The organism is Microbulbifer salipaludis (genome assembly GCF_017303155.1).
GTDB classification, from domain to species: domain Bacteria; phylum Pseudomonadota; class Gammaproteobacteria; order Pseudomonadales; family Cellvibrionaceae; genus Microbulbifer; species Microbulbifer salipaludis.
In genome coordinates this window covers 492,041-509,440 of sequence record NZ_JAEKJR010000002.1, presented here as the reverse complement: position 1 = coordinate 509,440, position 17,400 = coordinate 492,041, and the positions used below count along the sequence as shown (strand labels likewise).

Here is a 17,400-nt window from a genome sequence, read left to right as displayed (position 1 = left end):
AAGCTGCCTCTTGTGTTCCGATTTGCCGCAAGGTAGTCTGCAGGAAATGAGCTTTACGCCGCCGCATCAAGCATCAAATCTGCTGCGGCGGGCCAATGCCAGAATTTTCTGCCGGCAAACCCCCATATGAAGCAGTCACTCCAGTTAAAACTCGGCACACAGCTGACGATGACACCGCAGTTGCAGCAGGCGATCCGTCTGCTGCAATTGTCGACGCTGGATCTGCAACAAGAAATCCAGTCGGCCCTCGACAGCAACCCCCTGCTGGAATCCGACTTCGAAGAACACACCGGCGAGCCCCATCAGGACCAGAACACCCCTGCGCAATCCGAAACCAAAGAGCCGGAGACCCGCGCGCAGGAAGCTGCCCGCGAGACGCAGGGCGAGTCTACGGCCGATGGTGACTGGAACAGCGAAATCCCGGACGACCTGCCAGTCGACACCCGCTGGGACGATATCTACACCGGCGGCAGCTATACCGGCGGCGATGGCGATGAATACGCGCTGGAACAGCGCAACGCGGCCTCCGAAAGCCTGCAGGACCACCTGCTGTGGCAACTGAACCTGACCCCGCTGACGGATATCGACAAGCTCATCGGCGAAACCCTGATCGACGCCATCGCCCCCAACGGCTTCCTCGACGCGGACCTAAACGAGGTGGCCGCCACCTTCGAGGTGGAAGCCGACGAAGTACTGACCGTACTGAAGACCATCCAACAGCTGGAGCCCGCCGGCTGTGGTGCCCGCGACCTGCGCGAGAGCCTGCTGCTGCAACTGCGCCAGCTGCCGGAACAGACCCCATGGATGACCGAGGCCCTGCTGGTGGTGAGCCAGCACCTCGACCTGCTGGGCAAGCGGGACTTCCGCCAACTGACCCGCCGCACGCGGCTCAACGAGTCACAGCTCGGCGAGGTCATGCGACTGATCCAGACTCTCACCCCCTACCCGGGCGAAGCCTTCGGCGGTGAAGAGCCCCAGTATGTGGTGCCCGATGTGATCGTCAGCCGCAAGCACAACCGCTGGGTCGTCGAGCTCAACCCCGAGACCACGCCCAAGCTGCGCATCAATGACGCCTATGCCTCACTGATCAAGCGCGCCGATAACTCCAGTGACAACAACTATCTGCGCGACAACCTCCAGGAAGCGCGCTGGTTCCTGAAAAGCCTGCAAAGCCGCCACGAGACACTGCTCAAGGTGGCCAGCTGCATCGTGGAAAAGCAGCAGGGCTTTTTTGAACTGGGGCCAGAAGGCATGAAACCCATGGTACTGGCGAACATTGCCGAGACCATCGGCATGCACGAGTCGACCATTTCCCGGGTGACCACGCAGAAGTACATGCTCACGCCCCGCGGTGTCTTCGAGCTGAAATACTTCTTCTCCAGCCATGTGAGCACCGACTCCGGGGAGGATGCCTCGTCCACCGCCATCCGCGCCCTGATCCGCAAGCTTATTGATGCCGAACAGCCGCGCAAGCCGCTGTCGGACAACAAAATCACTCAGGAGCTGGACTCCCAGGGCATCAAGGTCGCGCGACGTACAGTGGCCAAGTACCGTGAATCCATGGGCATTCCCTCGTCCAGCGAGAGAAAACGACTGGTTTAGCGAGGGCAGTCACATATGGAAGCACTCTTCGCCTTCGTGTGTGCGCTTTCTGTACAACCAATGGCTATACATTGAGTGTATCCTTCCATTCTGGCGCACTTCCTAGTAGGGTTGCCGCCCTGTGCGGGGGTCCAGCCAGATTTGTGTTGCACCCGATGAGGAGAAATCCATGCAGATCAATATCAGTGGCCACCATGTAGACGTTACTCCGGCCATTCGCGATTACTGCCAGACCAAACTGGACAAGCTCTCCCGCCACAATGACCTGATTACCAATACACAGGTCATTCTTTCCGTCGACAAACTGATCCAGAAAGCCGAAGCACGGGTTCACGTGAGCGGCAACAAGGATATTTTTGCCGATTCGGAGTCTGAGGACATGTACGCAGCGATCGATTCGCTGACTGACAAACTCGACCGGCAACTGCTGAAACACAAAGAGAAGTTACGCAGTCACCGCTAGTCGTAACATAACCAGGTTACCGGCTGGCCTGCACCGCTAGATCATCAGTACGTTATGACATTGGAAGCATTACTCTCTCCCCGCCTGAGCCTTTGCCATCTGGCGGGGAGCAGCAAAAAAAAGCTGTTACTCAACATCGCCCAGGCGATTTCCGAGCAATATCCCGATCTGGATTCCGACACGATCTTCAACCAGCTGGTTGCCCGGGAGCGCCTTGGCTCTACCGGCATCGGCGAAGGCGTTGCTATCCCTCACTGCCGCCTGCCCGGCTGTGCTGGCCCGATCGGCGTACTGTGTACCACATCCCCGGCGGTGGACTTCGATGCCATCGACCGCCAGCCGGTGGATTTGCTGTTTGCCCTGCTGGTGCCCGAAGACTCGGACCAGGAGCACCTGGACACCCTCGCCGAAATTGCAGCCCTGTTCAGCGATAGCCGTGTGCGGGAAAAACTGCGTGCGGCCACCACCAGCGATGAACTTTACGCACTGGCCATCAATAGCGCCGCCGCGGCATAATAGGCCGCGACTACCGGTGACAGCCCGTTGCCGGAGCCGCTCAAGTTAGCCATTCCGGCCACATGCCGTGCCGGATTCAGCAAGGAGTGCGTGTTCTATGCGACTGGTCATAATCAGCGGCCGCTCGGGCTCCGGAAAGAGCTCCGCGCTGCAACTGCTGGAAGATGTTGGCTTCAATTGCATCGACAACCTCCCGGCCAGCCTGCTGCCCGAACTGATCCGCCGGGTAACCGAGCAACCCTCGCAGGAAAACACCCAGCTGGCGCTCGGTATCGACGCCCGCAACCTGTGGCACGACGTGCGCCAGGCCCCCAAAGTCATCAACGACCTGCGCGACAGCGGTATCGATTGCGACGTCATCTATCTGGATGCGCGCTCGCCGGTACTGGTGCAGCGCTTCAGTGAAACCCGCCGCAAACACCCCCTGAGTGACAGCCACACCCACCTGCTCGAAGCACTGAATCGTGAAAAGGAGTTGCTGGCACCGCTCGCATCCATGGCCGACCTGGTCATCGATACCAGTAGCCTCACCCTGCATCAGCTGCGCGACCAGATGAAATCCCGGGTGGTGGGCAAAGATTCACCCGGCATGGCCATCCTGTTCCAGTCCTTTGGCTTCAAGCACGGTGTGCCCGTTGATGCGGACCTGGTGTTTGACCTGCGCTGTCTGCCCAACCCCTACTGGATACCGGAACTGCGCAACAAAACCGGCATGGACCCGGAAGTGGCCGAATTCCTGCAGTCTCACCAGGAGACCAGGGATATGCAGCGAGACATCACCCAGTTCCTGGAACGCTGGCTACCCAGTTATCAGCAGAGCAACCGCAGCTATACCTCGGTATCGATCGGTTGCACTGGCGGCCGCCACCGCTCGGTGTACATGGTGGAGCAGCTGGCCAAAGCCTTTGCCGGGATTTTCGAGAATATCCAGGTTCGACACCGCGAACAGCAAAAATGAGCCCGGGCCGGAGCATACGATAGATACCCACCATGCAAAAAAGCCGCATCACCATTATCAATAAACTGGGGCTACACGCGCGCGCCGCGAGCAAGTTTGCCCAGACCAGCGCGCGCTTTTCCTCTGAAGTGAAAGTGCACTGCCAGGGCAAGGCCGTCGACGGCAAAAGCGTGATGGCACTCATGCTGCTTGCCGCGGGCAAAGGCGTGGAGCTGGAACTGGAAATCTGCGGCCGCGATGAAGATGCTGCGCACGAGGCCATCTGCCTGCTGATTAACGACCGCTTTGGTGAGGGCGAATAAAAAGGCGCCTGCCGCCCCCCTTTCTACCCTTATAATGCCGGCCCTCGCAGTACCCCCCAACAAGCAGGTGTTTACGTGCCCAAGCCCTCCAACGCCGACATCTCATTCCGCGCTCAGAACCAGCTCGGTGCGCTGTATGCGGCGCTGGACAGTGGCACCGGGCGGGAAGTGCAGCGCATGCTGTCCTCACTCTCCCCGCAAAGCATCGCCCAGCTGCTCGAGAGCTCGCCGCCGCGCATCCGCCAGGTACTGTGGAAACTGATCGACCGCAAGGTCGAGGGCGAGGTACTGCAGGAACTGCCGGACGAGGTACAGGGCCAGATTCTCTCCACCATGGACACCGAGGAGATGGTGGCCGTGATGGAAGGGCTGAATGCGGACGATGTGGCAGACATCCTCCAGCAATTGCCCGAGCGGGTGATGGCGGAAGTACTGTCTGCCATGAGCGAGCACGACCGCCAGCGGGTGGAAGACGTCCTCGCTTACGACGAGGAGACCGCCGGCGGCCTGATGGACACGGAAATTGTCTCCGTGCGCCCCAACCTGCACCTCGATGTGGTGCTGCGCTACCTGCGCCGCCACGAGCAGCTGCCCGAATCCACCGACAACCTGTTTGTGGTCAACCGCAAAGACCGCTTTATCGGCCTGCTGCCACTGACCAAACTACTGACCACAGATCCCTCCGTCACCGTACGTGAAATCATGATCACCGACGTGGACCCCATTCCCGCCGATATGCCGGACGACGAAGTGGCTCGCCTGTTTACCAAATACGACTGGATTACCGCGCCGGTGGTGGACGAGGAAAATCGCCTGCTGGGGCGGATCACCATCGACGACGTGGTCGACGTGATCCGGGAAGACGCCGACCACTCGCTGATGAGCCTGGCGGGCCTCGACGAGGAAGAGGACACCTTCGCACCGGTAAAGCGCACCGCGCCCCGTCGCGCGATCTGGCTCGGCATCAACCTGCTCACCGCCCTGCTCGCTTCCTGGGTCATCAACCTGTTTCAGGACACCATCGACAAGGTGGTGGCCCTCGCCGTACTGATGCCGATTGTCGCCAGTATGGGCGGTGTCGCCGGCAGCCAGACCCTCACGGTCATCATTCGCGGCATGGCCCTGGGCCAGGTCGGGCGCAGTAACCTGAGCTGGCTCCTGTCCCGTGAGCTGGCCAGTGGCGCGCTGAATGCGATTCTCTGGGCTGCGGTGATGGGCGGTATCGCCGCGCTCTGGTTTGGCGATACCCGCATTGCCCTGATTATCATAGCGGCCATGGTCATCAACCTGGTCACCGCGGCCTTCGCCGGTACTATCCTACCGGTGGCCCTGCGTGCCCTGCGCATCGACCCCGCCCTGGCCGGCGGCGTGGCCCTGACCACGGTCACCGATGTGGTGGGCTTTATGTCTTTCCTCGGCCTCGCGACCTGGTTTTTTATTTGACGCGCAGCCTATTCAGGTTCCGTTTACCCCAGTACTGTTTCAGAGATATACCATGCACAATTCAGATGATCCCGGCGCTTTTGACGAATTTGAGGACGAGAATTTCAAAAGCAAAACCCAGGTCAAGCAGGAAATGCACGAGCTGCAGGCACTCGGCAAGCAGCTGACCGAGCTGAACCCGGCGAAGCTGGCCGAGGTCCCCATGGATGCGGTGCTGAGCGAGGCTATCGACACCATGCACCGGATCAAGTCCCGGGAAGCGCGCCGCCGCCAGTTGCAGTACATCGGCAAACTCATGCGCAAGGCCGATGTCGAGGCGATCCAGGCGGTACTGGAGAAGCACCGGGAACAGGACCACCTGCACCTGCGTTTTGACCGTATGGCGGAAGAATGGCGGGAACGGTTGCTGGAACAGGGGAAAGAGGCGCAAAGTGCGTTTTTCGACGCCCATCCCGGCGCTGATCACCAGCAGGTGCGCGCCCTGATTCGCGAGGCCAACAAAGAAATCGCGAACAAGAAAGCACCGACCAACCAGCGCAAACTGTTTCGCTATCTGCGGGACTTCTTCATGCAGGAAAGCTGATCCGTCGAGTCAGCGCCCGTCAGGGTCCTCCAGTGCGCCGGCGAGTTCGGTGCGGACAATGTCGATCACCTTCGGGTTCTGGGGCACCCAGCGGTGAAGGCTGACCGGGACCTGATAGGTATTGCCGATCGGCAGGCGCGAGCTGGTGCGGGGCACAATGGTGGCGTCGTACGGTGTCCAGATGGATACGGGCGCGGCGCCTTCCAACACTGCGGCATCCCGGTTCAGGCTACTGAGAAATTCACTGCCGATGCGCAGTTGCCGCCCACCTTTGTAGGGCAACAGGTGGGCCCACAGGCTGCCAAAGTGAGGACTGGAGAGGGCAATAAACTTGTGTACCTTTTCCGCGCCGCCCAGTCTCTGCAGGTAATAGCGCGCCACAATCCCCCCCATGCTGAACCCCACCAGTGCGCAACTCTCATCCTCGCGGGTCACCTCCTCCACCAGGTCGCGCAACTGTGCCGCCATCGGCTCCATCCCATACCAGCCACTGTTGGTCTGCAAGCGGATGGTGCGCGCGACGAAACCTGACCGCTCCAGCGCGCCCTGCATCCTTTGCATCGACCTGCCCCGGTCGAAAATCCCGGGAATCAGTATCGCAATACGGCTCTTCATCATTTCCGCAAGATCCACCCAGCCACGAATCACCCTTCTCTACCCAATAAGGTTAGAAGGCAATAGTGCTGTGCGAAAACGAATTCGGGCCCGGAGGTAACCCCCCGGGCCCGAACAATCAATCAACCATCATCGTGTGGCGCCAGATCGGCCCGCTCAGCCGGCACAGGCCTCAGCGGCCGCTGCGGGCTTTCCCGGCCCGCTGCCCTCCGCCGGCTTGGGCAGCGGCTTGATCAGCACCAGCAACAATGGCAGCAGCGTCAGGGATCCCAGCAGGGCCGCCGACATGGCCAGCGCCGTCAGTAAACCGAAGTAGATGGACGGCACAAACTTGGACAGTGCCAGAATCGAGAAACCGGCAATGATGGTAATGGCGGTGTAGAACATCGCGCGCCCGATGGTGGCATGGCTGCGGTGCATGGTCGCAATATAGTCGCCATCTTTGGCAAATTCCGCGCGGAACCGGTAAAGGTAATGGATCGCGTGGTCGACGCCGATACCCACGGTAATCGCGGCAATGGTAATGGTCATCATATCCAGCGGGATATTCGCCAGGCCCATCCCGCCGAGCACCACACAGGCTGCCAGCATGTTCGGCACCAGGGCAATCACCGCCAGCGACAGCGAGCGGAACAGCACCAGGAACATCAGCAAAATACCCGCAAACACCGCGCCTAACGTGAGAATCTGCGACTTGAACAGGCTTTGCAGCATGTTGTTGTACAGCACCAGCATACCGGTCTGACGGATGTTTTCCGGCGCGATGCCCATTTCATTTTCCGCGTAGGTATAAATACGGCGAATCAGTTCGTCCCGGCGCAAGTTGGGATCGGTTTCCATCACACGCATGGTGATTCTGGCCTGCTGCGCCTGCGGCGACCAATAGGGGTTCACCAGCACCTGATTGATTTCCTCCGGCAGGCTCTGGCGGGCAATGGCCAGCTCAAAGTCATTGAGGCCGCCGTCATTGAGATCCTGGGCCACTTTGTACAGGGTGGCCAGTGACTGAACCTTGCCGATTTCCGGCTGGGCTTCGAGGAAGTCGTGCAGCTGCTCGATCTGGTTCAGGCCAGCCACGGTAAACCAGTAGGCGTCTGGCCCCTGGCTTTCACTGCCGCTCGCGGCAAAGGGATCGTCTGCGGCAAACGGGTCCTCGGCAGCAAATGGGTCATCCGCCGCAAATGGATCCGCCTCAGCCTCCGCCGCCGTATCATCGTCACTGGAGAAATCCGCCGCAAAGGGATCGTCCTCACCCTCGAACGCCGGTTCGGCCTGCTCCGGTTTGTTCAATACTACATCCAGGTTGATGGTTCCGCCGAGGCGCTGGTCAATCACCAGCATACCCTGATGGATCTCGGTGGAATCGTCGAAGTAATCGATAAAGCGGTTTTCCACTTTCAGGCGCGAGATGCCCACCGCGCTGATAATGGCCGCCACCACCGCGACACCCAGCACCACACCTTTATGATGTTCAGCGAAACGGGAAAACACCTGGGTAAACGCGTGCGAATTATCCGCACCCTGACCGGCATCGCGCTTGCGCAATAACATCAGGCTCACGGGAATGATCAGGAATGAAAGCACCAGTGCCACGGTCACGCCCATGGTCATCATCCAGCCGAAGTCGATAACCGGGCGGATGCCGCTGACCACCAGGGAGATAAATGCCACCATGGTCGTAAGCCCGGTATACAGGCAGGGCTTTGCCATAAACGCCACGGTGGCAGAGGCCAGCTGGAAACGATCCCACTCCGGGTGTTCGGCAAAATACTCCCGGTAGCGCACCGCCAGATGGATGGTGATCGCCAGGGTAATGATCAGCAGCAGGGCCACGAAGTTGGCGGAGATCACCGTCAGGCGCCAGTCGAGCCAGGACAACAGGCCGAGCATAATGACCGCCGTGGTCACACAGGTAGTCAGGGGCAACAGTACCCAGCGGGCCTGGCGGAAGATCAGCAGCAGCGTCACCACGATAAAGATCAGGATACCGGCACCGAACACCATCAGGTCGCTCTGGATAAACGCGATCATGTCCGAGGTAATCATGGTGAGGCCGCCGAGGAACAGTTCGGCGCTGCCTTCATACTGGGTGAGAATCTCGCGCACCTCCTGCACCCGATCACGCGCGGCATCTTCCTGCGCGGTGCGGTGTTGCAGATACTCCGCCGACACCACTTCCAGGCGTTGTGCCTGCGCGGCATCGAGACCAGATTCATTGCGCTGGCGCCGCAGGGCATCCCGCTCACGCACCAGGTCCAATCCTTTCTGATCCAGCGTCAGGTTGAGCATGATGGCGGTCGTCTCGCCATCGGCACTCAGGATCAGATCTTTATAAATAGGGCTTTCGAGAAATTCTTGGCGCGCCAGCTCCCGGTCTACATCCGCTGAGGACAGGGTGCGAATCCCCTCGGCCACTTCGGTAATCGACAGCTTCGGGCTGTACAGCAGCGGCACGTTCAGCACCGACTGCACACTGGCAACGCCCTCCACCATGGCCAGCTCGTCCTGCAAGCGCCGCATGGTCGCCAGTGACTCGTCACTAAACAGGTCGCCCCCTTTATAGCGATAGGTCACCACGAGGAAATCCCCGGAGTTGTAGCGCTCGGATATTTCGCGGAAAAAATCCAGCGAATCGTCGGTTTCCAGGGTCAGTGAATCAGCCGAAGCATCCAACTTAAAGCGCGGCAGGCCCGCGGCAGCCGCCAGGGTGAGCAATGCCACCAGCGCCAGTATGATTTTCGGGTGTCCGAGAACCAGCTTTTCGTACCAGGTCTTCAAGCCCAACAGCATAATGAATTCGCTTTTGTTTTAGAAAATGCGCACCAGAGACGGTGCAGGTTTGTTCAGGGAAATCACGATGGCTTATCCACATGGCCCAGATCACGCTCGGGAAAAAGTACGTCACGCACTTTTTGCTTCAACGCTTTCGGCCCGGGAAAGCCGCCATCCCGCTTGCGCTCCCAGATCAGCTGGTCGCCCACATGGATTTCAAAGACACCGCCACTACCGGGCTTCAATACCACTTGCTCCAGGTCTTCGGCAAAGGTGTACAGCAGCTCCTGCGCCATCCAGGTGGCGCGCAACATCCAGTTGCACTGCACGCAGTAATGAATGGTGACCGTCTTTTGCATCACGGGTTGCACTCAGCCGTTACCCCAGGCTGGCAACAAAGACTGCTCGATGCCCAGCTGACTCAGGATGCGGGCCACTACAAAGTCCACCAGGTCTTCCACCGATTGTGGTTTCTGGTAGAAGCCCGGGCTCGCCGGCAGGATCACCGCGCCCATGCGGGTGAGCTTCAGCATATTCTCCAGGTGAATTTCCGAGTACGGCGCCTCGCGCGGCACCAGGATCAATTGTCGGCGCTCTTTCAGCGCGACATCCGCCGCACGCTCAACCAGGTTGTTGGAAGCACCGCAGGCAATCGCCGACAGGGTGCCGCCGCTCGCCGGGCAGATCACCAGACTGCTGGCGGCACCGGTGCCAGATGCCACGGGCGAGAACCAGTCGCGCTTGCCAAACAGGGTCAACTGCCCCGGCTGGGCGCCGTACAATTCACCCAGAAAACGCGCCGTATCGGCTTCGTCTTCTGGCAGGGACACACTGGTTTCCGTGTCAATCACAATACGTGCGGCATCGGAAAGAAGCAGCCATACCCGCACGCGCGACGCCAGCAGGCACTGCAACAGGCGCAGTCCGTACTGGGCGCCGGAGGCACCGGTGATCGCCAGAGTTACTGTCTTGGGAAAAATCGGCTCAGCCAAAAAAAGATTCCGTGTCCGCCCGAACGTGGGGTTAGTTGTCGTATTTCTGTTGCAGCGCCTGCAGCAGCCGCTGGTGCACACCACCAAAGCCACCGTTACTCATCACGATCACGTGACTGCCGGGGCCTGACAGGTCGAGCACGGATTCTACCGCAGCGTCGATGCTGTGGAGAACCTTCGCCGGCACCGTAGAGTGGTGGACCACTTCGTCCAGTGACCAGTCCATACCCTCTGGCTGGTACCACAGCACAAGATCTGCCCCCGCGCAGGCGCGCGCCAACTGATTCTGATGATGCCCCATACGCATGGTGTTGGATCGCGGTTCAATCAATGCGATGACTCGATCGCCACCGACCTTGGCGCGCAGCCCATTGAGCGTGGTTTCAATAGCGGTGGGATGATGGGCAAAGTCATCGTAGAGGCGTATGCCCTCAACCTCCCCCAGGCACTCCATGCGCCGCTTCACACCGCCAAACTTCCCTAGTGCCTCGGCGGCCACCGCCGGCTCGACCCCGACATGACGGGCAGCCGCCATCACCGCAAGGCCGTTCTTGACGCTGTGCAGACCGGTCTGATCCCACTCCACGGTGCCCACGGTGCTGCCCTGCAGCTGCACATCGAAGCGACTGCCGTCCGCGGCCACATTCACCGCACACCAGTCTCCCATGCACGGGCGCTCGCCCTGGGCCACGTCAAAACGCTGCACTTCGCTCCAGCAACCCTGCTCCAGCACCTGGGTCACGCTATCTTCCTGAGCAGCGATCACCAGGCCGCTGCCGGGCACCGTACGCACCAGGTGATGGAACTGCTTCTGGATCGCGGCCAGATCTTCAAAAATGTCCGCGTGATCAAACTCCAGATTGTTGATCACCAGCGTGCGTGGACGGTAATGGACAAACTTGGAGCGCTTGTCAAAAAAGGCGGTGTCGTACTCGTCGGCTTCAACCACAAAAAAAGGCGTGCTGCCCAGGCGCGCCGACACATCAAAATTTTGCGGCACGCCACCAATCAGGAACCCCGGGTCCATGCCCGCATAGTCCAGCACCCAGGCCAGCATGCTGGCGGTGGTGGTCTTGCCGTGGGTACCGGCAACCGCGAGTACCCAGCGCCCTCCCAGGAAATGATCACACAGCCACTGCGCACCGGAGGTGTACGCCAAGCCCCTCTCCAGAACGGCCTCTACCGCAGGGTTTCCCCGCGACAGGGCATTGCCAATAATCACCAGGTCGGGTGCCGGATCCAGCTGCGCGGGATCATAGCCCTCGGTCAGGGCAATCCCGGCGCGCTCCAGCTGCGTGCTCATGGGCGGATACACATTGGCATCAGAGCCCGTGACCTTGTGTCCCTCGGCCACCGCCAGCTGCGCCAGGCTGCCCATGAAAGTGCCGCAGATGCCTAGAATATGAATATGCATGCCAATTTGTTCACTCTGTTCACTACCAATACGCGCGATTACCACCACCCGCACCGGCCTCTCAGCGGACCGGCTGTTCACGCAATCATTCTCCAACGGCGGGCAAATTTTCGACAAACCCTGTGGCTCGGCGCGGTTTTTGCTTGCTTCCCTGTCAACGGCAGGGATCGCCCGCAGCGCCTGAAATACCGGCGCCGCGCAAGCTTATCACGGCACTTCGCCACAGTACGTGTCGAAGGCCCGCAATTCCATGCAATTGCCATGGGAATACATTAGACTTCGCGCCGCGTGAGGTAGCCGTCAAGAGCCACCCGCCTGCACCACCCCCACGCCGAGGGTGACTTTAGACGAGAAGCCATAGGATAGACATGTCGAAGAAGAATGCCTTTTACGCGCAATCCGGCGGCGTTACCGCCGTTATCAACGCCTCCGCCTGCGGAGTCATCGAGACTGCCCGCCAGCACGGCGACAAGATTGGCAAGGTGTACGCCGGCCTCAACGGTATTGTGGGTGCCCTCAAGGAAGAGCTGATCGATGTCAGCCAGGAATCCACCGAGACCATCGCCGCCCTGCGCCACACCCCGTCCGGTGCCTTCGGTTCCTGCCGCTACAAGCTGAAGAGCCTGGAGCAGAACCGCGCCGAGTACGAGCGCCTGATCGAGGTCTTCAAGGCCCACGACATCGGCTACTTCTTCTATAACGGTGGCGGCGACTCTGCCGACACCTGCCTCAAGATCTCCCAGCTGTCGGAAAAGCTGGGCTACCCGATCCAGGCCATTCATATCCCGAAGACGGTGGACAACGACCTGCCGTTTACCGACAACAGCCCGGGCTTTGGCTCCGTGGCCAAGTATGTGGCCGTTTCCACCAAGGAAGCCGCCCTCGATGTGGCCTCCATGTGCGCCACCTCGACCAAGGTATTCATCGTGGAAGTGATGGGTCGCCACGCGGGCTGGATTGCCGCCGCCGGCGCCCTGGCCCAGGAACAGGAAGGCGATGCCCCGCACATCATCCTGCTGCCGGAAGTGGCCTTCGACAAAGAAAAGTTTCTGGCCAAGGTACAGCAGACCGTTGCCGACAAGGGCTATTGCGTGATCGTCGCCTCTGAAGGCGCCCAGTACGCCGATGGCACCTTCCTCGCCGACGCCGGCAGTGTGGATGCTTTTGGCCACAAGCAGCTGGGCGGTGTCGCGCCCACCCTGGCGAAAATGGTGAAGGACGAGCTGGGCTTCAAATACCACTGGGCCCTGGCCGACTACCTGCAGCGGGCCGCGCGCCACATTGCGTCTGCCACCGACGTGGAGCAGGCCTACGCCGTGGGCAAGGCCGCGGTGGAAGCGGCGGTTGCCGGCAAGAATGCGATCATGCCCACCATCGAACGCAACGGCACCACCACCGCGGATTACAGCTGGACCATTGGCGAGGCACCCTTGGCCGAAGTGGCCAATGTCGAGAAGTTCATGCCCGCGGAATTTATTGCCGAAGACGGCTTTGGCATCACCGAGGCCGGCCGCAACTATCTCGAGCCCCTGATTCAGGGCGAAGACTACCCGCCTTACAAAAACGGTATTCCGCAGTACGCGCGCCTGAAGAAAGTGCTGGTGGAGAAGAAACTGAGTGACAGCTTCGCCGTATAAGGTGTGACTTCCCGCCCCGGGCCGCCATCAGGCCCAGGGCGCCTTCTCCCTCTCCTTCTCCCCCTCTTCCTCCCCCTCCCCTGGCGAGCTGCACAGGTTCACACTCCCGTCACCCGGCGCACGTATTTCCATACCGCAAGGTGGTAGAATTACGCGCCTCCGCGTCTGTGCCGAAAGGGCGCCAGAGACGCACCGTTTTACCCTGAATGAAGTGAATTTGCGGGGCATTATTCAATTGGCAGGCAACAAGCAAATCAATGGTTACCGCCCGGATATCGACGGCCTGCGGGCTCTGGCAGTATTGCCGGTAGTACTTGGCCATGCGGGCCTCCCGGGCTTTTCCGGCGGCTTTATCGGCGTCGATGTATTTTTCGTGATATCCGGATTTCTGATCACCAGCATCCTGATCCGGGAAATCACCAGCGGTGAATTCTCCCTGGCGCGCTTCTACGACCGCCGCGCCCGCCGGATCCTGCCCGCACTGTTTGCGATGATGCTGGCCTGCGTGGTCGCCGGCTGGCTGCTGATGCCGCCAGATGCCTTTGGTGCTTTGGGCCGCTCGATGATCGCGGCCGTCCTGTTTCTTTCCAACGTCTGGTTTTTGCGCAGCACCGAGGACTACTTTGGCACGGCCGCGGAGTGGGAGCCGCTGTTGCACACCTGGTCGCTGTCGGTCGAGGAGCAGTTCTACCTGGGCTTTCCTCTGCTGCTGTGCCTGTTGGCCCGGGGCCCTCGAGCCCGCATGCTCACTGGGGTCGCCATCGCGACCGTGGCTTCACTACTTTTCGCCGTGTGGCAAACCCGGACCGCGCCCACAGCGGCCTACTTCCTCACGCCTGCACGGATGTGGGAACTGGGTGCCGGCGCCCTGCTTGCCATGGGCGCCCTGCCGAAGTTGCAGCAGCGCACTGCGGCCGAGTTTATTGCCCTCGCCGGGCTGCTGATGATCACCAGCGGCGTGGTCCTGTACGACTCACAAACTCCCTTCCCCGGAACTGCGGCGCTATTGCCCGTACTGGGTGCTGTGGCCCTGATATGGGCCGGTGAAGCCCCGGGCAACCGGGTTTCCCGGGTGCTCGGCAACCGCCTGCTCGTCGGTATCGGACTGATTTCCTACTCGCTGTATCTTTGGCACTGGCCGGTGCTGGTGGGCCTGCGCCTGCTGCAAGGCAGCGCCCACCTCCCGACAACTGTTGCGCTGTTTGCGGTGGCGCTTTCCCTGGTTATTGCCTGGGCCAGCTGGAAATATATCGAACAGCCATTTCGCGGTGGCCGGGTACTAAGGGTATCCCGTCCCCAACTGGTAAGGTTCTCCTTGGTCTCATCCCTGTTACTCGTTGGCATCGGCGCGACCATCAAGACCTACGACGGCTTTCCACTCCGTTTGCCAGATCCTTATCTTGCCACCTACCAGCAGGCGTTCAGCGGAATCGACCGTCAGGAGCGGTGCATGGAGAAATCTCCCGCGGCAAATCTGTGCTCGATCGGCCAGGATCCTCTCGATCGCTCACAAAAAAACGGCGTTTTCTTGTGGGGAGATTCTCATGCTGCGGCCTGGCTTCCAGGCTTTGAGCCCCTGCACACAGAAAAGAAATCCATCGGTATGGCGGCACTTAAATCCGGCTGCCCACCGTTACTCGGGCTGTACCGACCGGACAAGTCCCGCTCGCACAGCTGTGACCAATTCAATGATCAGGTGCTGTCGCTATTGCAGAAAAGGGAAGACCTCCCCGTCGTCGTGCTGGCCGCGCGCTGGGCATTAGCGAGTGAAGGGACCCGCCCCGAAGGCGGTGACGATATGCAACTGGAGCCTGTCACCACCCGGACTACCCCCATCCCCAGCTGGGCCACGCAGGCAACGGGAACCCGCAGAGCAGCCATGGTTGCTGACGCACTCGACCGAACGGTCGCAACCATTCGCGCCACCGGGCGGCAGGTGGTGCTGATCAAGGGCGTCCCTGAAATTGAATACTCCGTTCCGGCGGCTCTGGCCACAACCGCCTTTGGCGGAACCGCTCTCGGCGCGGGGCCCCCAGTCAGCCGTGTGGAAAAACGGCACCGGCAGGCCGACAGGATGATCGACCTGGTGGCTGAACGCCATGGTGCCTATACCCTGAACCCGCGAGAAATGATGTGCGACGACAACTGCCAAATCGCCATCGACGACCAGCTCCTCTACCGGGACGATGACCACCTGACAGTATTTGCGGCTCGCCAGCTGCTGCCGGCGTTAGCCGAGCAGACACCGCCGATCAGGGAACTGGGGCGCGTGCTTCTGTCAGAGCGGGACAGGCTCAACCCTCCGCAGGGCTGAGCCTCTACACATTCAACAACAGATGCTGCCGCTCCCAGGGAGAAATCTCCCGGTGGAACAGGCGCATCTCCTCGTATTTCACCGCCGCGTACAGCTGGCAGAAGTCCTCACCCAGTGCCTGGCGCACCTCGTCGGCATCGTCAAAGATACGCAGCGCTTCGTCGAAGGTAAGCGGGATATAGAAGTTTTCTTCCTGCTCCTCATTCAATTCCGAGGTCGCGGGCGCGCTGGGCTCGACACCGTTGATCATACCGAGATAGCCGCATACCAGACTGGCGGCAATGGCCAGATACGGGTTGGAGTCCACCCCCACCACCCGGTTTTCCAGGCGGCGATCCTGAGCCCCGGAATTGGGCACCCGCAGACCGGTGGCGCGGTTATCGTAACCCCAGCCGATATTGGTGGGCGCACTGGAGTTCGCCTCGGATTCAAAACGTCGATAGGAGTTCACATTCGGGGCGATAAACGGCATCACTTCCCGCATATGCTTCTGGGTGCCGCCGATAAAATAGCGGAACAGGTCCGTCGCACTGCCGTCGTCCGCGGAGAACACGTTTTTACCGGTCTCGATATCCACCACGCTCTGGTGGATATGCATGGCGCTGCCGGGTTGGTCGCGCATGGGCTTGGCCATGAAGGTGGCGAACATACCGTTTTTCAGCGCGGCCTCGCGGATGATGCGTTTGAAGTAGAACACCTGATCCGCCAGCAGCAGCGGGTCACCGTGGGTCAGGTTGAATTCCACCTGCCCGGCACCGTCCTCCTGAATCACCGAATCGATATGCAGGCCGGCGGCCTCGGCAAATTCGTAAATGGTGTCGATCACCGGGCCGTATTCGTCGATAGCAGTCATGGAGTACGACTGCAGCGATGTGCCCGAACGGCCGTTGCGTCCCACCGGCGGCTGGATCGGCTCATTGGGGTCCACGTTCGGACGGGTCAGGTAAAACTCCAGTTCCGGAGCCACAATCGGCTGCCAGCCGCGCTCCCGGTACATGCCAATTACCCGCTTCAGCACATTGCGCGGCGCACAGGGAATGGGGTTGCCGTCGAGATCCTGCAGGTCGTGAATGATCTGCAGCGCCGGTGTCTTCGCCCAGGGCACCGCCATGGCGGTGGACATGTCCGCGACCAGCGCCATATCACTTTCCGCCCACTGGTTTTCAATCGCCATCTCCACGTCCTGACCGGTAATGGTCTGGTAGAAAATGGAGATGGGCAGGAAGATCGGTGCATCCGGTGAGAACTTGTTCAGCGGCATCGCCTTGCCGCGGGACATGCCGTTCAGATCCGGGACTATGCACTCCACCTCGTCCAGACGGCGCCCGTTCAGGTACGCGAGGAAGGCTTCGGGCAGGGTTTCCAGCCAGGAATTTGCATCGGGCTGACTCATACAGGCTCCAGTACATTGGATAAGAGTCCGCAGTGTAAAGGAATCTGCCGCCTAGCAAATCCAGCCAGTTAAAAAAAATCGTTGTGTGATAAAGACCTGGCACAGCCAGTACCGTCATGCCCGCTGCAACCATCACAACGAATCGGCTCTGCCCACCAGCCAGATAACCCGCGCGGCCCCGCCGCAGTTCCTGTGCCAACGTATATCTGATAGCATCGCGCCGGTAAAACCTAAGGGGTGGCAAACGCCTGAGATGCTGCCGGTTCCAAGCGACCCGGCCCGCAAACCCTTGAACCTGATCCGGCTAATACCGGCGTAGGAATAGGTAGTCCTCCAGCTCTCCTCTTCACGTCGCACACCGGGTCTCTCACCGACATCACTGACATCACTGAGAGA

At 60.3% G+C, this 17,400-nt stretch carries 15 protein-coding genes and 1 riboswitch; of the genes, 9 read left to right on the top strand and 6 right to left on the bottom strand.

The genetic code is table 11. From position 1 onward, the window contains the following. Nucleotides 1-126 precede the first annotated feature (126 nt). From JF535_RS07790 to yjgA, 7 genes are all read left to right on the top strand, one after another. Nucleotides 127-1,602: an RNA polymerase factor sigma-54 gene (locus tag JF535_RS07790; protein WP_207000939.1), complete on the top strand. Its 1,476-nt coding sequence runs from the start codon at nucleotides 127-129 to the stop codon at nucleotides 1,600-1,602. A 169-nt stretch (nucleotides 1,603-1,771) separates the two neighbouring features. Continuing rightward, nucleotides 1,772-2,065 carry a ribosome hibernation-promoting factor, HPF/YfiA family gene (hpf, locus tag JF535_RS07785; protein WP_207000937.1) on the top strand — a complete coding sequence of 98 codons (294 nt, stop codon included), beginning with the start codon at nucleotides 1,772-1,774 and terminating at the stop codon, nucleotides 2,063-2,065. Nucleotides 2,066-2,119: 54 nt separating this feature from the next. Next, the gene (gene ptsN, locus JF535_RS07780; RefSeq protein WP_207000935.1) at nucleotides 2,120-2,581 is read left to right on the top strand and encodes a PTS IIA-like nitrogen regulatory protein PtsN; all 462 of its coding nucleotides are present in this window, start codon (nucleotides 2,120-2,122) and stop codon (nucleotides 2,579-2,581) included. Between the two features lie 97 nt (nucleotides 2,582-2,678). Further along, entirely contained in the window at nucleotides 2,679-3,539 is an 861-nt protein-coding gene (gene rapZ / locus JF535_RS07775; protein WP_207000933.1) for an RNase adapter RapZ, read from the top strand. Nucleotides 3,540-3,571: 32 nt separating this feature from the next. Then, nucleotides 3,572-3,841, top strand: coding sequence for an HPr family phosphocarrier protein (locus JF535_RS07770; RefSeq protein ID WP_066966504.1), 270 nt, complete (start codon nucleotides 3,572-3,574; stop codon nucleotides 3,839-3,841). A 99-nt stretch (nucleotides 3,842-3,940) separates the two neighbouring features. Continuing rightward, a complete protein-coding gene (gene mgtE / locus JF535_RS07765; protein ID WP_422880014.1) occupies nucleotides 3,941-5,284 on the top strand; it encodes a magnesium transporter in 1,344 nt (447 codons plus the stop codon). A gap of 52 nt (nucleotides 5,285-5,336) precedes the next feature. After that, nucleotides 5,337-5,867 carry a ribosome biogenesis factor YjgA gene (gene yjgA, locus JF535_RS07760; RefSeq protein ID WP_066966510.1) on the top strand — a complete coding sequence of 177 codons (531 nt, stop codon included), beginning with the start codon at nucleotides 5,337-5,339 and terminating at the stop codon, nucleotides 5,865-5,867. A gap of 9 nt (nucleotides 5,868-5,876) precedes the next feature. Here the strand turns inward: yjgA and JF535_RS07755 are convergent, their stop codons facing one another. The 5 genes from JF535_RS07755 to mpl form a co-directional block, all read right to left on the bottom strand. Further along, a complete protein-coding gene (locus JF535_RS07755; protein WP_207003630.1) occupies nucleotides 5,877-6,482 on the bottom strand; it encodes a lipase family alpha/beta hydrolase in 606 nt (201 codons plus the stop codon). 156 nt (nucleotides 6,483-6,638) lie between these two features. After that, nucleotides 6,639-9,272: an efflux RND transporter permease subunit gene (locus JF535_RS07750; RefSeq protein ID WP_207000929.1), complete on the bottom strand. Its 2,634-nt coding sequence runs from the start codon at nucleotides 9,270-9,272 to the stop codon at nucleotides 6,639-6,641. 62 nt (nucleotides 9,273-9,334) lie between these two features. After that, on the bottom strand, nucleotides 9,335-9,613 hold the full coding sequence (locus tag JF535_RS07745; RefSeq protein ID WP_207003629.1) for an Rdx family protein: 279 nt from the start codon (nucleotides 9,611-9,613) through the stop codon (nucleotides 9,335-9,337). A 12-nt stretch (nucleotides 9,614-9,625) separates the two neighbouring features. After that, nucleotides 9,626-10,246, bottom strand: coding sequence for a flavin prenyltransferase UbiX (locus tag JF535_RS07740; protein ID WP_207000927.1), 621 nt, complete (start codon nucleotides 10,244-10,246; stop codon nucleotides 9,626-9,628). Nucleotides 10,247-10,277: 31 nt separating this feature from the next. Further along, a complete protein-coding gene (mpl, locus tag JF535_RS07735) occupies nucleotides 10,278-11,660 on the bottom strand; it encodes a UDP-N-acetylmuramate:L-alanyl-gamma-D-glutamyl-meso-diaminopimelate ligase (RefSeq protein ID WP_207003628.1) in 1,383 nt (460 codons plus the stop codon). Nucleotides 11,661-12,028: 368 nt separating this feature from the next. On the opposite strand from mpl, the gene JF535_RS07730 reads away from it, so the two are divergent. Further along, the gene (locus tag JF535_RS07730) at nucleotides 12,029-13,297 is read left to right on the top strand and encodes a 6-phosphofructokinase (RefSeq protein ID WP_207000925.1); all 1,269 of its coding nucleotides are present in this window, start codon (nucleotides 12,029-12,031) and stop codon (nucleotides 13,295-13,297) included. A gap of 235 nt (nucleotides 13,298-13,532) precedes the next feature. Continuing rightward, nucleotides 13,533-15,611: an acyltransferase family protein gene (locus JF535_RS07725; protein WP_207000923.1), complete on the top strand. Its 2,079-nt coding sequence runs from the start codon at nucleotides 13,533-13,535 to the stop codon at nucleotides 15,609-15,611. 4 nt (nucleotides 15,612-15,615) lie between these two features. Here JF535_RS07725 and JF535_RS07720 read toward each other — a convergent pair whose 3' ends face one another. Beyond that, nucleotides 15,616-17,004: a glutamine synthetase family protein gene (locus JF535_RS07720; RefSeq protein ID WP_207000921.1), complete on the bottom strand. Its 1,389-nt coding sequence runs from the start codon at nucleotides 17,002-17,004 to the stop codon at nucleotides 15,616-15,618. 223 nt (nucleotides 17,005-17,227) lie between these two features. After that, nucleotides 17,228-17,343: riboswitch (TPP riboswitch) on the top strand. Nucleotides 17,344-17,400: the final 57 nt, after the last annotated feature.

Coding starts and splice junctions, on each gene's coding strand:
- JF535_RS07730 (WP_207000925.1), top strand. CDS start 12,029: ATGTCGAAGAAGAATGCCTTTTACGCGCAATCCGGCGGCGTTACCGCC.
- mpl (WP_207003628.1), bottom strand. CDS start 11,660: ATGCATATTCATATTCTAGGCATCTGCGGCACTTTCATGGGCAGCCTG.
- JF535_RS07720 (WP_207000921.1), bottom strand. CDS start 17,004: ATGAGTCAGCCCGATGCAAATTCCTGGCTGGAAACCCTGCCCGAAGCC.
- JF535_RS07750 (WP_207000929.1), bottom strand. CDS start 9,272: ATGCTGTTGGGCTTGAAGACCTGGTACGAAAAGCTGGTTCTCGGACAC.
- JF535_RS07755 (WP_207003630.1), bottom strand. CDS start 6,482: ATGAAGAGCCGTATTGCGATACTGATTCCCGGGATTTTCGACCGGGGC.
- ptsN (WP_207000935.1), top strand. CDS start 2,120: ATGACATTGGAAGCATTACTCTCTCCCCGCCTGAGCCTTTGCCATCTG.
- rapZ (WP_207000933.1), top strand. CDS start 2,679: ATGCGACTGGTCATAATCAGCGGCCGCTCGGGCTCCGGAAAGAGCTCC.
- yjgA (WP_066966510.1), top strand. CDS start 5,337: ATGCACAATTCAGATGATCCCGGCGCTTTTGACGAATTTGAGGACGAG.
- JF535_RS07770 (WP_066966504.1), top strand. CDS start 3,572: ATGCAAAAAAGCCGCATCACCATTATCAATAAACTGGGGCTACACGCG.
- JF535_RS07790 (WP_207000939.1), top strand. CDS start 127: ATGAAGCAGTCACTCCAGTTAAAACTCGGCACACAGCTGACGATGACA.
- JF535_RS07745 (WP_207003629.1), bottom strand. CDS start 9,613: ATGCAAAAGACGGTCACCATTCATTACTGCGTGCAGTGCAACTGGATG.
- hpf (WP_207000937.1), top strand. CDS start 1,772: ATGCAGATCAATATCAGTGGCCACCATGTAGACGTTACTCCGGCCATT.